Raw genomic sequence first — 13282 nt, forward strand, 5'->3', positions numbered from 1 at the left:
GGACTGGGTCGTCATGGCTGGTTCCTCTCGGGGACGGAGGTGGAAACGGGCACGGGTACGGGGCGCAGGGCTTCGGCCAGGCCCGCGGGCCAGACGGCCTCGGGGGTGAAACCGAGGTCGCGGGCGGCCCGTTCGTGGCCGCAGACCCAGGCGGGGCGGGCCAGTTCGCGGACCTTGTCGCGGCAGAGCACCGACGGCCGCCCCCTGATCCGCGCCGCCGCCTCGGCGCACCGGGCGGCGGCGTACGCCACCGGGAGGGGGAGCGGGACGGCGGCCGGCGGGCGGTGGCCGGTCACCGCCGCCACGGCCGCCGCGAGGTCTTCGGCGCGGTGCCCGGCGCCGTCGCCGGCGTGGTAGATCCCGCGGGAGCCCCCACCGGGGCCGACGGTCGCGCCGCGGTCGGCCGCGGCGAGCAGCAGGCGGCACAGGTCGTCGACGTGGATCAGCGAGTAGCGGCGGGGCCCGAAGCCGCACACGGGCAGCACACCGCGGCGCACGGCGGCCAGCAGCGCGGGCAGGAAGTCGGTGTCGCCGGGGCCGTAGACGATCGGCGGGCGCACGACGGTGCCGGGCACGGCACCGGCCACGGCGCGCAGTGCCTCCTCCCCGGCGAGCTTGCTGCGGCCGTACGCCGACACCGGCACGGGCGGGTCGTCCTCGTGGCGCGGCCGGCCGGGCGGGGAGGGCCCGGCGGCGGCCAGGGAGGAGCAGTGGACCAGGCGGGGCGGGCGCGGCAGGGCGGCCAGGGCCTCGCACAGGAGCCGGGTGCCGACGGCGTTGACGGGGGCGTAGCCGTCCGGGTGGACGGCCCTGACGGCGCCGGCCAGGTGGATCACGCGGTCGGCGCCCCAGGCGGCGGCCCGGCGCAGACCGCGGCCGTCCGCGAGGTCGCCGTCCAGCCGCTCCACCGGTGCCGGGAGCCGGGCCCGGGCGGGGGCCCGTACCAGGGCGGCGACGGTGTGGCCCTCGGCCAGCAGCCGGCGCACCAGACGGGTACCGACGAAGCCGGTGGCGCCGGTGACCAGGTATCTCACCGGCGGGCTCCGGGGACGTGAGGGGCGGCGGGCGCGAGGACGGCCGTGGGCAGGGCCGTGGGCGAGGCCGCGGCGGCGGGGCGCGGTCCGCGGCCGTCCGCGAGGTCGCGCCGGTAGAGGCGGTGCCTGCGGTGGAGGACGCCGCCGAAGGCCTGGGCGTAGCGGTTGGCGTCGCGGTTGTCCTCCAGCAGCCAGGAGAACTCGCTCTCGGTGCAGCCCAGGCGGAAGGCCGACCGCTGGGCCTCGGCGAGCAGCGCGGCGGTCAGCCCGCGGGCGCGGTGGGCGGCCCGGACGCCGGTGAGGATCACCCGGGCCCGGTCGATGCGCCGGGCGGCCCGGGCCGTGCGCAGCCACCCCAGGGGCCGTCCCGGAGACTGCCCCAGGGGTGTGTCGCGGGCGGCGCGCAGCGCCTGGTTGGCGTCGGGCAGCCAGAAGGTGAAGGCGACCGGTTCGCCGCCCACCTCGGCGAACCACACCAGCTCCGGCCGTACCAGCGGACGCAGCCGGTCCATCGCGTGGGAGAACTCGCGGCCGGTCATGGGAACGGAGGCGTAGTTGCCGGACCAGGCGTCGGTGTAGATGTCGCGGACGGCGGCCAGGTCCGCCTCCCGGCGGCAGGGGTCCAGGTGCCTCAGCCGTACGTCCGGCGCGTTCGCGGCCCAGCGGGCGGCGCGGGCGACGGCCTCGGGCGGCTCACCGCCCGGCGGCACGGGGACGCGCCAGGACAGCAGGTCCTTGGCCTTGGTCAGCCCGCAGGCGGCGTACAGGGCGGGGTAGTAGGCGGGGTTGTACGGCATCATCACGGTGGGCGGGCCGTCGAAGCCCTCGACGAGGACCCCGCACTCGTCGTGGACGGAGAAGCCCAGCGGGCCGAGCATCGTCTCCAGACCGCGCTCGCGCAGCCAGCCGGCGGCCGCGTCGAAGAGCGCGGAGGCCGCTTCGGGGTCGTCGGCGCACTCGAAGAGGCCGAACAGGCCGCCGCGCGCGTCGTGGAGGGCCTGGTAGCGGGGGTCGACGGCGGCGGCGATCCGCCCGACCGCCCTCCGGCCCCGGCGGGCGAGGAACAGCCCGGCCGTGCCGACCTCGAAGAACGGGTTGCGCCGCCGGTCGATCAGGGCCCGCTGGTCACCCCTGGCGGGCGGCAGCCGGTACGGGTCGCCGCGGTGCAGGGCGCGGGGGAGGGCGGCGAAGGCGGCGGTGTCCGCGCGCCCGCGCACCGGACGGACGGTCAGCGGCGCGGAGGTGGCGGGGAAGGCGCTCGCGGTGCCCACGGAGCGCGCGGGGGCGGCGTTCACGCCACCACCGCCTCGGTGCGCCCCGGTCCGCCCGGCGCGGGCAGGATCCGGCCCAGCCCGCGCCGTACCCGGGCGAAGGCGTCCAGGACGCGGGTGATGTGGTCGTCGGTGTGGATCGCCTGCGGGGTCACCCGGATCAGCGCCCGGTTGCGGGCCACGGCCGGCGCCACCACGGCGTTGGTGAACACCCCTGCGTCCAGCAGCTCCTGCCACACCCGCAGGCACAGCCGCGAGTCGCCCACGTACACCGGCACCACCGGGGTGGTCGAGTCGCCGGTGTCCCAGCCCAGCGACCGCAGCCCGGCGAGCAGCCGCCGGGCGTGGCCGAACACCCGCTGCCGGCGCTCCGGCTCGGACTCGATGATGTCCAGCGAGGCCAGGGCGGCGGCCGCCGAGGGAGGTGGCATCGCGGCCGAGAAGAGGACGGAGCGGGCGCTGTGGCGCAGGTGCTCGACGACGGAGGCGGGCCCGATCAGCATCCCGCCGACGGAGCCGAAGCACTTCGACAGCGTCCCGGTGACCAGGTCCACCTCGCCGGTGAGCCCGAAGTGCTCGGTCACGCCGCGTCCGCCGGCTCCCAGCAGGCCGATGTCGTGGGCGCCGTCCACCACCAGCCGGGCGCCGTGGCGCCGGGCCAGCTCCACCAGGCCCGGCAGCGGGCACAGATCGCCCTCCATGGAGAACATGCCGTCGGTGACGATCAGACGGCCGCGGCCGCGGCCGGGGTCGGAGGCGGACTCGGAGGCGGCCAGCAGACGGCCGAGATGGGCGAGGTCGCGGTGGCGGTAGCGGTGGTGGGCGGCGCCGCCGAGCCGGACGGCGTCCACCAGCGAGGCGTGGTTGGACATGTCGGCGAAGACGGCGTCGCGCTCGTCCAGCAGGGCGGCGAGCGCGAGGTTGGCCTGGAAGCCGGTGGTGGTCACCAGGGCCGCCTCGCCGCCGACGAACGCGGCCAGCCGGCCCTCCAGCTCCTCGTGGAGGGCGAGCGTGCCGTTGAGCACGCGCGAGCCGGAGCAGGAGACGCCGTAGCGGCGCAGCGCGCGGGCGGCGGCCTCGGTCACCCGGGGGTCGGCCGACAGTCCCAGGTAGTCGTTGCATCCGGCCATGACCACCGTGCGGCCGTCGATTCCGACCTCCGCGCCCCGGGAGGAGAGGGGGCGGTAATAGGGCCGGGACGTGCTCTGTGCCGCCAGGCGGTGGAGAGCCGACCGTTCTTTTCCGAAGACATCCGCCATGCTGTTCCCCGAGGAGTTCGCGTCGAGAAGTTTGGGTCGGTTTTCCGATGGGTGTTCGTGTTCTTGTGCGACCGGAGACCGGAGACCGACTGTCGGCGTCCGGCGCCCGGCGACCGCGATTTCACGCGAAACGGCTCCGAGTTTCCTCCGGTCGCACCGCGGGCCGGCCTCGGCACGGCCTCGGGCGGCTTCCGCGGGACACTCCCGGCCGTGCGTCCACCGGCCCAGTCGCCGGTTTGATCGCTGCGCCGTCCGGGGCCGGACGTGCGTCGGTCCTTTTCCCGCCGGGCGTTCCGCCAGAATACTGACACAGGATCAGAAAAGGCGCGGACAGGTGACTCGTGTGTTTTCCGGGTGAACCGTCGAAGGTATGCGCGAGTTCTCGATGAGTGAGCGAGAGAACGTATGGAGAAAAGCACCGCCCTGTCGCCGGTGGAGGAAGTCCACTGCGGTGCGCGGGGAGTTCCCGAAACGGTCGGAATGGCGGCGCTGTTCACCGGCGGGCCGCCGCGGGCGGACGCGCTGCGCGCCCGGGTCGTGGAGCGCTGGGGCCACCTCCCCCGGCTGCGGCGGGTACTGCTGCCTCCCGCGCCGCCGGCCCGGCTGCGCGGGCACCGCTGGCTGCCGCTCGACCGGTTCGACGCCCGCCGCCACGTCACCGTCGTCAACGCCGTCGTCAACGCCGCGGTCGACACCGTCGCCGATGCCGCCGACAGTCCTGGCAGCGGCGACGGTGCCGCGTTCACCGCCCTGCTCGGCCGGCTCGTCACCCGCGCCCTGCCCGCCGGGCTGCCGCCCTGGCGGCTGACGCTGGTGCGGGGCGCGGGCCGGGGGCGGTTCGCCGTCGTGCTGACCGCCCACCACGCCCTGCTGGACGGCCGGTCCCTGGAGACCCTGCTCAGCCACCTGTTCGACGGCACTCCCGGGCGCGGCGTCCGCAGAGGCACGGGCGTGCGGGCGGTGGGGGCGCTCGGGGCCGCCGGGCCGGACCGCCCCCGTCCGCCCGCGGCGCCCGGCGCGGGGCCCGGCCGGGCCCTGCCGCTGCCGCCCGGCCTCCGCCCGCGCCCGGACCTGGCCTGGACGGAGGTGGACGCGGACGCGGTGCGGGCCGCCCGCCGCGCCCTGCCCGGCCTGGGGGCCACCCTTAACGAGGTGCTGCTGGCCGCCGCCGCGGGCGCCCTGCGCACCGTCCACGGCGACCCGGACCGCTGGCCCGGCGCACCGCGCCCGCTGTACGGCTCCTTCCCGGTGGACCTGCGCACGCCGCAGGAGGACCGGATGCTCGGCACCGCCGTCTCGGCGGTACGGGTGCCGCTCCCCGTGACCGCCGCCGACCCCGCGGAACGGCTGGCGGCCTGCCGGGGCGCGCTGGCAGCCTTCGGTCCCCTGCGCGGCGGCGCGGACACCGTCCGCCGCGCGGTCGGCGCCGCCGCACTGCTGGGCCCCTGGGCGGTGCGCCTGCTGGCCTCGCTGAGCTGCTCGCCGGGCTTCTGCCCCGTGACCTGCCTGGCCTTCGGCTGGCCGCGCGGCCCGTGGTCCCTGGACGGGCGGCCGCTGGAGCGGATCGTCCCCCTGCCGCCCGTACTGGCCCCGGGGACCGTCTGCCTGGCGCTGACCGACTACGCGGGCGCTTACACCCTCACCGCGGTCACCCACACCCTCCCCGGCGGTGCCCGGCCGCTGGCCGGCGCCCTCACCCGCGAACTGGCCCTCCTCGCCCGCTGGCCCGAGCCCGCGCCCGGCGCACCGGGCGGTCCCGCGAGGCCCGGCCCCGCGCGAATGTCCTGCGCCGGGCGATTCGCCGGCGCGATCCGTGGAACGCGGAACGGGCCGCCGAGGTGACGTCCGCCGACCGACGAGGAGGGGTGGCGATGAGGTACGACGAATTCCTCGCCCGGGTCCGCGAGCTGGGGGAGTACAGGAACAGGCAGGAGGCCGAGGAGGTGACCACGGCCGTGCTGGAGGTGCTCGCCTCCCGCATCACCCCGGGGGAGACCGAGGACCTGGCCGCCCAGCTGCCCGGCCCGCTGGGCGACTTCCTGATGGAGAGCAGCCCCGAGCGGCCCGAGACGTACGGCGTCGAGGAGTTCTGCCGACGGGTGGGCGAGCGGACCGGATCGCGGCCCAGGACCGCGGAGTGGGACGCCAGCGCCGTGCTGTCCACCACCGCGGGCGCGATCTCCGGGGGCGAGCTGAATCAGGTGCTGAGCCAGCTGCCCTCCGGCTACGCCGCGCTGTTCGGCAAGCCGGAGCTGAGCGACTGAACCCGCCGGGCCGCGGACCCCGGAAGCCGGGCCGCCGGGAGGCGGGGGACGGCGGAGGCGCGGCGCGACGGCGCGCGGTGCACGCCGCGCCACCTCCCGGCGCACACAACAACCGCATTCGCTCTGCGTAACCACTTGTCACGCTGAGCTATCAAGGGTCACCGTGGGGGCGTGACGAACGAACCCGCGACTTCCTCCGTCCGCTCCGACCGCCCCGCCGGGCCCGTACGGCATCTGCCGTGGCCCGGTGCGCGCCCGGCCGTGCCCGGTCCGGCACGGGCCGTGCCCCGCCCGGGCCGGTGGGACGGGCGCGTGCGCGCCTACCGGGCCGACGTCACCGCCGAGGGGCCGGTGGACGGCGCCCCCGTCGCCGTACTGCTGGGCAGGTACACCGGCCCCAGCGGGGGCCTCGCGCTGCGGTGGCTGCGCGGACAGGCCCGCCGGATCGCAGACGGGCTCGACCCCGACCCGGTGACGGCCCGCTGGGCGGGGCGCGGCACGCTCGGCCGCGTGCCGGACCGGCCCGGACGGAGCGCCGACGTGCCCGCCGAGCTGCGGCGGTGGTGCGCGGACGAGGAGTCGCAGGAGGCCGCGGCCGAACGGCTCGCCGAGGGGCTGTCGTTCCGGCTCACCGCCACCGACCACACCGGGAGCTACATGCTGCGGGTGTGGCCCGTCGGTGTGGTCGTCCCCCGGTCGGGCACGTCGCCGTTCACCTATGTGCGGTGGCCCCACCAGCTCCCGCCCTGGTCACCGGAGCCCCGTCCCGCAGCGGCCTCCCCGCACCGGGGGACGGGATCGCGCCTCCGCTCCCGGTGACCGGGGCGGGCCCGTCGCCGGCCGCCCGGACGGTGCGGCGGGCCGCTCAGAGCCCGAACTCGTGGAGCGGCAGGTCGAGCAGGTGGCAGACCTCGCGGACCACCACCAGTTCGGCCGCGTCGAAGTAGCCGTCGGCCCCGCCGACGGCTATGCCGATACGGACGACGGCGCGGGCCTCGGAGGGCCTGCGCGCGGCCTTGGCGACCTCCCGCAGGGCCTCGGCCCGGTTGAGGTGGAAGTCGGTGGTGAGCCGGTCCAGCCAGCCCTCGAAGCGGCCGCGCAGTTCGCCGGCGGGGAAGCTCCGCAGTACCTCGTCGTGCTCGATCAGCTGGGCGACGCGGCGTCGTTCGGCCGGGTCGACCGTCCCGTCCGCCGCGGCGACCAGCGCGCACATCGCCATGGACGCGTCGCGGAACGCGCCGCCCGTCAGCTCGTTCCTCTTCGCCGCCAGCCGGACCCGCGCCGTCCGGGCGGACTCCGCGAGGCGGTTCCACAGGGGCATGAACACTCCGGGTGTCGGGAGGAGACCGGGCCGCGCCGACGCGGTCGGACGGAAATCGTAGGGGCTCGGCTCCGCCTCCGCGTCCTCGCTCCCAATATTTCTACAGAATCGTAGAATCAAGGAGGCGTCGCACCGCGGCGGGGGTGCCCCGGAGGAGGTGGGACGCCCTTCCGGGGCCCCGGCGCCACGGCGTCGGGCCGGCGCCGGGAGCGAGGCGCCGGTCCGGCCCCCGTGGTGCCGCTTTGCCAATCCTTTACACTTCATCGGGAGACCTCGGCCCGACCCGAGGTACCCGGACCCGGACCGACACAGAAGGAGCAGCACACCCGCCATGGGCGAACCTCCCAGTACCAGCCGTGCCACCCGCGGCCGCTCCGCGGCGATTCCGGGAGCGGGGGTGGCACGGTGACCGAAGTCCTGCTTCTGCTGGCGGCCCTGGCCCTCGTCCTGGCCTGCGGGGTCTTCGTGGCCGCCGAGTTCTCCCTGACCACCGTCGAGCGCGGCGAGCTGGAGCGCGCCGCCCGCCAGGGGGAGCGCGGCGCCGAAGGCGCGCTCAGGGCCGTCCGGCAGCTCACCCTCCAGCTCTCCGGCGCCCAGCTCGGCATCACCGTCACCTCGCTGGTCATCGGCATGCTCGCCGAACCGTCCCTGGCCGCGCTGCTGCGCGGGCCGCTGCGCGACGCCGGCCTGGGCTCCGCCGCCTCAACGGTGGCCACCGTGCTGGGCGTGGCCGTCTCCACGGTCGTGCTGATGGTGGTCGGCGAACTGGTGCCCAAGAACTGGGCCATCTCCAGCCCGCTGGCGGTCGCCCGCGTCGTCGCCGGCCCGCAGCGCGGCTTCACCGCCGTCTTCGGGCCCTTCATCCGCCATCTGAACGGCACCGCGAACGGCTTCGTGCGCCGCTTCGGCCTGGAGCCCACCGAGGAACTGGCCTCCGCCCGCAGCCCGGACGAACTGGTCTCCCTGGCCCGCCGCTCCGCCAGGGAGGGCGCGATCGAGGAGGACTCCGCCGAGCTGTTCGTACGCACCCTCCACCTGAGCGAGCTCAGTGCGGAGAACGTGATGACGCCGCGGGTGGACGTCCGCGCCCTGGAGGCGCACGCCACCGCCGCCGACGCCGAGAACCTCACCCTGGCCACCGGCCTGTCGGTCTTCCCCGTCTACCGCGACACCCTGGACGAGGTGATCGGCACCGTCCACATCCGCGACGTCCTGGCCCTCCCGGCCGGCCGGCGCTCCGCCACCCCCGTCACCGAACTGCTCGGCGAACCGCTGCTGGTCCCCGAGACCCTGCCGGTGGACCGGCTGCTGGAGCGCCTGCGCGCCCGCCGCACCATCGCGGTCGTCATCGACGAGTACGGCGGCACCGCCGGGGTCGCCTCCGTGGAGGACATCGTCGAGGAGGTCGTCGGCGAGGTCCGCGACGAGCACGACCCGATGGAGGAGCCCGACCTGCGCCCCGCCGCCCCCGCGTCCGGCGGACGGGCGCGCTGGGAGGCCGACGGCGGCGCCCGCCTGGACGTGCTGGCCGCGATCGGACTGGCCGCGCCCGAGGGGCCCTACGAGACCGCCGCCGGTCTGATCGCCGCCCGCCTGGAGCGCATCCCCGCACCCGGCGACACCGTCGAGGTCGGCGGCTGGGAGCTGCGCGTCCTCGACGTCGAGCACCACCGTGCCGACCGCATACGGATCACCGCCCCCGAGGAGACCTCCGCCGAGGAGACCGCCTCCGCCGGGGCGGCCGGCCGCACCCACCGGGAGGACGCCCGATGACCGCCCTGCAACTGACCATCGGCGCCCTGATGATCCTGGTGAACGCCTTCTTCGTCGGCGCCGAGTTCGCCCTGATCTCGGTGCGCCGCAGCCAGATCGAGCCGCACGCCGAGAAGGGCGTCAGGCGCGCCCGCACCACCCTGTGGGGCCTGGAGCACCTGTCGGCGATGATGGCCACCGCCCAGCTGGGCATCACCGCGTCCTCGCTGGTGCTGGGCGCGGTCGCCGAACCGGCGATCGCCCACCTGCTGGAGCCGCCCTTCGAGGCCGTCGGCGTCCCCGGCGCCCTGGTCCACCCGATCGCCTTCGTCATCGCGCTGGCCCTGGCGACCTATCTGCACATGCTCATCGGCGAGATGGTGCCCAAGAACATCGCCCTGGCCGCCCCCGTGCCCACCGCACTGCTGCTCGGGCCGCCGCTGGTCGCCCTCACCAGGGCCCTGCGGCCGGTGATCTTCGGTATCAACGCCTTCGCCAACGCCCTGCTGCGCCTGCTCAGGGTCGAGCCCAGGAACGAGGTCGCCTCGATCTTCACCGACGCCGAACTCACCCGCATGGCGCGGGAGGCCAGCGAGGCCGGACTGATCGAGCCGGGCGGTCACGAGCGGCTGCGCGAGGCCCTGGAGCTGGGCAGCCGCCCGGCTTCCGAGGTGCTGGTGCCCCTGGCCGAGATGCACACCGTCGGCCACACCGTCACCCCCGACCAGTTGGAGCGCGTCGCCACCACGGTCGGTTTCTCCCGGCTGCCGGTCACCGGACCCGGCGGTGCGGTGCTGGGATACCTGCACGTCAAGGACGCCATCGGCGTGGTGCACCGCGACCGGCCCTTCCCGCCCGAGGCGCTGCGCGCCGTCGTGCGCGTCGAAGCCGGCACTCCGCTGGACGACGTCCTCACCACCATGCGCGCCGGCGGCACCCACCTGGCCGCCGTCACCGGCGACCGCGGCGAGCTGCTGGGCTTCGTCACCATGGAGGACGTCCTGGAGAAGCTGGTCGGCCCGGCCCCGGCCACGCGCTGAGCGTCCGCCCGGGCCGTCCTCCGGCGGACCGTCCGAGGGAGCACCGCCGCGCGTGCGGGGCCGGTTCCCTGCCTCCCGGGGCGCCCCGGGAGCCGGGACGGTGGGGTGGGGGGAGCGGCGGCTACCGCTCCCCCACCTTCTCCGGGTCCTTGTCCTCCCCCTTGTCCAGGTCGTTCCACTTGGCCACGTAGACCAACGCATGGCCGTAACCGGGCCAGACCGCGGGGCAGGGCGGACCGATGTGGACCTCGGTCGTGATGTCGGACTGGTCTTCGGGACTCCCCATCAGGAGCATCTTCAGTTCGGAGACGATCTCCTGCAGGTTCTGCGCGGCCTCGGGCGTCTCCCGGGAAACCGCCGCGTGGATGACGACCTCGCCGGGGCGCGGTTCCACCGACAGCCCCAGGACGTCCCCGCCGACGCGGCCCAGCGCGGCCTGGCAGGTCCGCAGGAGGAGTTGGTCGCGGCGGAGCAGTGCCTGTACCTCGTCGGGCGGCAGACTGGGCGCGTAGTACAGCTCAGCGGGGTGGCGCATGCGCGTACGGTAGGGGCTCGCCGCGTGCTCCGCCACGGGAACGCCCGCATCCGTATCCGTGCCGTCACCGAGCCCGCCCCGGCCGTGCCCGGTTACCGGAGCCGCGCCCGGCTCAGGGCGGCCAGCTCCCGGGCCAGCGGCCCGTTCGCCGCCACCAGGACCGGGGCGCCGAAGACGTACGGCCGCCCGTCGCCGTCCAGCACCGTCCACCCGCGGCGGCGCAGCAGTGCCACCCCGGCGGCCACGTCCCACGGCTTGGCGCCGACGCACACGCAGGCGTCCAGCCAGCCCTCGGCCACGCCGATCAGGTCCAGGCTCATACAGCCCTGCATCCGCACCCGGTAGGCCCCGTCCAGCAGGGCGGCCAGCAGCCTCCCGGACGGGGAGCCGACGCCCCCGGCGCCCGTGACGCCGACCACCGCCCGGGACAGCTCCCGGGCGCCCTCGCCCGCCGCGTCCGCGTCCGCGTCCGGGTCCGTGTCCGGGCCCGGGTCCGTGCCCGTGCTCCAGCGGCGGTTCAGCGCGGGGGCGTGGAGCACGCCAAGCGCGGGCTCGCCGCCGTCCACCAGCCCCAGGGAGACGGCGTGCAGCGGGGCACCGCGGGTGAAGTTCATCGTGCCGTCGATCGGATCCAGCAGCCAGCAGCGGGACGGTACCGAATCCCCGTCCTCCCGGTCGGTCTCCTCGCCGACGACCGGGATGCCGGGCGTGCGCTCCCGCAGCACACGCGTGATGCGCCGTTCCACCTCGGCGTCGGCGTCGGTGACCTCCTCGCCCGATGCCTTGAACCTCCGCTTCGACCACTCGTCCCCCGCCTCCGCGAGCCATCCGACCCCGGCGTCGACGGCCGCCTCGGCGGCGTCGAGCAGGCGGACGAGCGGCTCACGGTCGGATCCCACATCAGGTTCGGTGCGCATTCCACCAGTGTTTCCGAGGACCCGTCTCCCATCCGCGCCGGGCGGGCCGTACGCGGGGGAGGGGCCCGGGCATGCGGCCGCACAACGCGCATGATGACCTCACAACAACTTGGTTGATGTCATCCGCTGTCGTTTTGGTTGTGAACTTAGTTCCCTTGTTCTATGGTTCTCCGCGGAGCGCACACTCGTGGCTGTCGGCCGAACCGGCCCGGCGGGTGCACCGGGGTCCGGCCCCGGCCGAGCGCCGTGCCTCTGAGGTCCGGAGGCAGTAGCACAGACAGGAAGAGGGGGGTCCTCCGATGGCCCAGCACAATCCCGGCCCGCAGTACCAGCAGCAGTGGGGGCCCGGCCGGCCGCAGCAGCCGATGCCGCCCGCACCGCAGAAGAAGGCCGGCGCGGGAAAGATCATCGGTTTCGGCTGCCTGGGCGTCATCGCCTTCTTCGCCGTGATCGGCGTCATCGGCGCGGCTCTCGGCGCGGGCGGCGACGAGAACGCGGAGAAGCCCGCCGCGTCGGCGGCGCCGAAGGAGCCCGGCGGCGGGGAGAAGAAGGAGAAGAGTGAGGAGAAGCCGCGGGAGGAGCCCGAGGAGGAGGCCCCCGCGCCGATCCAGGTCACGGCGGAGGCCGCCGACTTCCGGCCCACCATCCTCGCCGACGGCGAGGAGTACACCTCCGTGCTGGTCACGGTCGTCAACAACAGTGCGGAGAAGGTCGGCGTCAACCCGCTGTACTTCGAGGTCACGGCCGCGGACGGCTCCAAGTACGACGTCGAACTCGCTGCGGACGAGCGCCAGATCGACACGGTCGAACTGACCGAGGGGGAGAAGGTGACCGGCACCGTCACCGTCAAGGGGAAGATCGAGCCGAAGACGGTCACCTTCACCGACGGACTCTTCGGTGACTCGATCAGGGCGGACGTCGGATAGCGGCCGAGCCGGGCCACCGGCGCCGAACCCGCGGCGACGGACGAGGGGCACGGGAACCGGCGGTGGACACGCCGGTGCGGTGCCCCGAGGAGCCGTTCGAACGGAGGGACCGCCCGGGGGATTGGTGCTGACCGGCGGCCTCGCGCGGCAACCCCGGTGCCGCCGTGGCGGACGGCGCGTACAGCGCCGCCCGCGGGCGCGTACACCGCCTTCCTGGACGTGTGTGATCGCTTGTCCCTCCACCGCGGCGGGAGCCACGGTGGAGGACGTGATCGACGTTTTCGGACCCTCCGCCCGCACCGGCCGCCCCGCCGAGGCCGCGGGGAACTTCTCATGGCGCGGCGCGCGCCTGTTCGTACGCGACTCCGCACGTGTGGCGGGCCGTTCGGGCCTCCGGAGCCACCCCGGAGGCGGGGGAGGCGGGGAAGCCGCCCGGCTCCCGGCCTACCGGGCCGAGGCCGTCGCCGTGGGGGCGGTGAACGGCGGCACGGTCGCCGTGCAACTCGGCGCCTGCGAGGCGGCCGACCGCCGCCGGGTGCTGGACTGGCTGCGCGGACAGGCCCGCCGGATCGCCGACGGGCTCGACCCCGACCCGCGAACGGCTCGCTGGGCGCCGGGCGGAGCACTCGTTCTCCTGCCGGAAGGGCCCGCCGGAGCTGACGGGCCCGCCGACGCGCCCGCGGAACTGCGCCGGTGGTGCGGGAACGAGGAGCGGCAGCGGGCCGCGTCCGAACTGCTCGCCCGGGGAGCGCCGTTCCACCTCGCCGTCGCCGACCGCACCGGCACGTACGTGCTGAGCGCCAGGCCCGTCGGCACCGCCGCCCGGTAGGTCCGCCGCCCCGCCGGGCCGGCCGCCGGCGGGGCGGCGGGTGAGGTTTCCGCGGCCCGGCTGGTAGATCTGGAGCGTGAACGACGGACGGGTGCACGCAAGCGGTGGGGGCGGCGGAGACCGCGGGGACGCCG

At 75.7% G+C, this 13282-nt stretch carries 13 protein-coding genes; 7 read left to right on the forward strand and 6 right to left on the reverse strand.

Features of this window, described 5'->3' with window-relative positions; translation table 11 throughout:
* Nucleotides 1-11: 11 nt before the first annotated feature.
* Genes L7D48_RS17110 through L7D48_RS17120 form a run of 3 tightly spaced genes read right to left on the reverse strand, consistent with a single transcriptional unit; the run spans nt 12 to nt 3564 of the window.
* A complete protein-coding gene (locus tag L7D48_RS17110) occupies nt 12-1034 on the reverse strand; it encodes an NAD(P)-dependent oxidoreductase (protein WP_237880312.1) in 1023 nt (340 codons plus the stop codon).
* Entirely contained in the window at nt 1031-2329 is a 1299-nt protein-coding gene (locus tag L7D48_RS17115; protein ID WP_237880313.1) for a GNAT family N-acetyltransferase, read from the reverse strand. Before L7D48_RS17115 ends, L7D48_RS17110 begins: the two co-directional genes overlap by 4 nt.
* Nucleotides 2326-3564: a pyridoxal phosphate-dependent aminotransferase family protein gene (locus L7D48_RS17120; RefSeq protein ID WP_237880314.1), complete on the reverse strand. Its 1239-nt coding sequence runs from the start codon at nt 3562-3564 to the stop codon at nt 2326-2328. The genes L7D48_RS17115 and L7D48_RS17120 overlap by 4 nt, the downstream gene beginning before the upstream one ends.
* Nucleotides 3565-3969: 405 nt before the next feature.
* Between L7D48_RS17120 and L7D48_RS17125 the strand changes: the two genes are divergently transcribed.
* The 3 genes from L7D48_RS17125 (at nt 3970) to L7D48_RS17135 (ending at nt 6647) form a co-directional block, all read left to right on the forward strand.
* On the forward strand, nt 3970-5406 hold the full coding sequence (locus tag L7D48_RS17125) for a wax ester/triacylglycerol synthase domain-containing protein (RefSeq protein ID WP_237880315.1): 1437 nt from the start codon (nt 3970-3972) through the stop codon (nt 5404-5406).
* 29 nt (nt 5407-5435) lie between these two features.
* A complete protein-coding gene (locus tag L7D48_RS17130) occupies nt 5436-5828 on the forward strand; it encodes a DUF2267 domain-containing protein (protein WP_237880316.1) in 393 nt (130 codons plus the stop codon).
* A gap of 171 nt (nt 5829-5999) precedes the next feature.
* A complete protein-coding gene (locus L7D48_RS17135) occupies nt 6000-6647 on the forward strand; it encodes a hypothetical protein (RefSeq protein ID WP_237880317.1) in 648 nt (215 codons plus the stop codon).
* A 46-nt stretch (nt 6648-6693) separates the two neighbouring features.
* Here the strand turns inward: L7D48_RS17135 and L7D48_RS17140 are convergent, their stop codons facing one another.
* On the reverse strand, nt 6694-7149 hold the full coding sequence (locus L7D48_RS17140; protein ID WP_237880318.1) for a tellurite resistance TerB family protein: 456 nt from the start codon (nt 7147-7149) through the stop codon (nt 6694-6696).
* Nucleotides 7150-7554: 405 nt separating this feature from the next.
* Here L7D48_RS17140 and L7D48_RS17145 point away from each other — a divergent pair, with 405 nt between their 5' ends.
* Nucleotides 7555-8922, forward strand: a complete 1368-nt coding sequence (locus L7D48_RS17145; protein WP_237880319.1) for a hemolysin family protein — start codon at nt 7555-7557, stop codon at nt 8920-8922.
* Nucleotides 8919-9941: a hemolysin family protein gene (locus L7D48_RS17150; protein ID WP_237880320.1), complete on the forward strand. Its 1023-nt coding sequence runs from the start codon at nt 8919-8921 to the stop codon at nt 9939-9941. The genes L7D48_RS17145 and L7D48_RS17150 overlap by 4 nt, the downstream gene beginning before the upstream one ends.
* 121 nt (nt 9942-10062) lie before the next feature.
* Here the strand turns inward: L7D48_RS17150 and L7D48_RS17155 are convergent, their stop codons facing one another.
* Both L7D48_RS17155 and L7D48_RS17160 read right to left on the reverse strand, forming a co-directional pair.
* Entirely contained in the window at nt 10063-10476 is a 414-nt protein-coding gene (locus tag L7D48_RS17155; RefSeq protein WP_237880321.1) for a hypothetical protein, read from the reverse strand.
* Between the two features lie 92 nt (nt 10477-10568).
* The gene (locus tag L7D48_RS17160) at nt 10569-11393 is read right to left on the reverse strand and encodes an inositol monophosphatase (protein ID WP_237880322.1); all 825 of its coding nucleotides are present in this window, start codon (nt 11391-11393) and stop codon (nt 10569-10571) included.
* A 299-nt stretch (nt 11394-11692) separates the two neighbouring features.
* Between L7D48_RS17160 and L7D48_RS17165 the strand changes: the two genes are divergently transcribed.
* Both L7D48_RS17165 and L7D48_RS17170 read left to right on the forward strand, forming a co-directional pair.
* Nucleotides 11693-12319 carry a DUF4352 domain-containing protein gene (locus L7D48_RS17165; protein ID WP_237880323.1) on the forward strand — a complete coding sequence of 209 codons (627 nt, stop codon included), beginning with the start codon at nt 11693-11695 and terminating at the stop codon, nt 12317-12319.
* 268 nt (nt 12320-12587) lie between these two features.
* Nucleotides 12588-13148, forward strand: a complete 561-nt coding sequence (locus tag L7D48_RS17170; RefSeq protein ID WP_237880324.1) for a hypothetical protein — start codon at nt 12588-12590, stop codon at nt 13146-13148.
* The last annotated feature ends 134 nt before the right edge of the window (nt 13149-13282 follow it).

The organism is Streptomyces sp. ICN903 (assembly GCF_022015835.1).
In the GTDB taxonomy this organism is placed as follows: domain Bacteria; phylum Actinomycetota; class Actinomycetes; order Streptomycetales; family Streptomycetaceae; genus Streptomyces; species Streptomyces fenghuangensis.

Excerpts from the sequence above, each read along its gene's own strand:
- L7D48_RS17120 (WP_237880314.1), bottom strand. The coding sequence starts at position 3,564 with ATGGCGGATGTCTTCGGAAAAGAACGGTCGGCTCTCCACCGCCTGGCG.
- L7D48_RS17125 (WP_237880315.1), top strand. The coding sequence starts at position 3,970 with ATGGAGAAAAGCACCGCCCTGTCGCCGGTGGAGGAAGTCCACTGCGGT.
- L7D48_RS17130 (WP_237880316.1), top strand. The coding sequence starts at position 5,436 with ATGAGGTACGACGAATTCCTCGCCCGGGTCCGCGAGCTGGGGGAGTAC.
- L7D48_RS17140 (WP_237880318.1), bottom strand. The coding sequence starts at position 7,149 with ATGCCCCTGTGGAACCGCCTCGCGGAGTCCGCCCGGACGGCGCGGGTC.
- L7D48_RS17150 (WP_237880320.1), top strand. The coding sequence starts at position 8,919 with ATGACCGCCCTGCAACTGACCATCGGCGCCCTGATGATCCTGGTGAAC.
- L7D48_RS17155 (WP_237880321.1), bottom strand. The coding sequence starts at position 10,476 with ATGCGCCACCCCGCTGAGCTGTACTACGCGCCCAGTCTGCCGCCCGAC.
- L7D48_RS17160 (WP_237880322.1), bottom strand. The coding sequence starts at position 11,393 with ATGCGCACCGAACCTGATGTGGGATCCGACCGTGAGCCGCTCGTCCGC.
- L7D48_RS17165 (WP_237880323.1), top strand. The coding sequence starts at position 11,693 with ATGGCCCAGCACAATCCCGGCCCGCAGTACCAGCAGCAGTGGGGGCCC.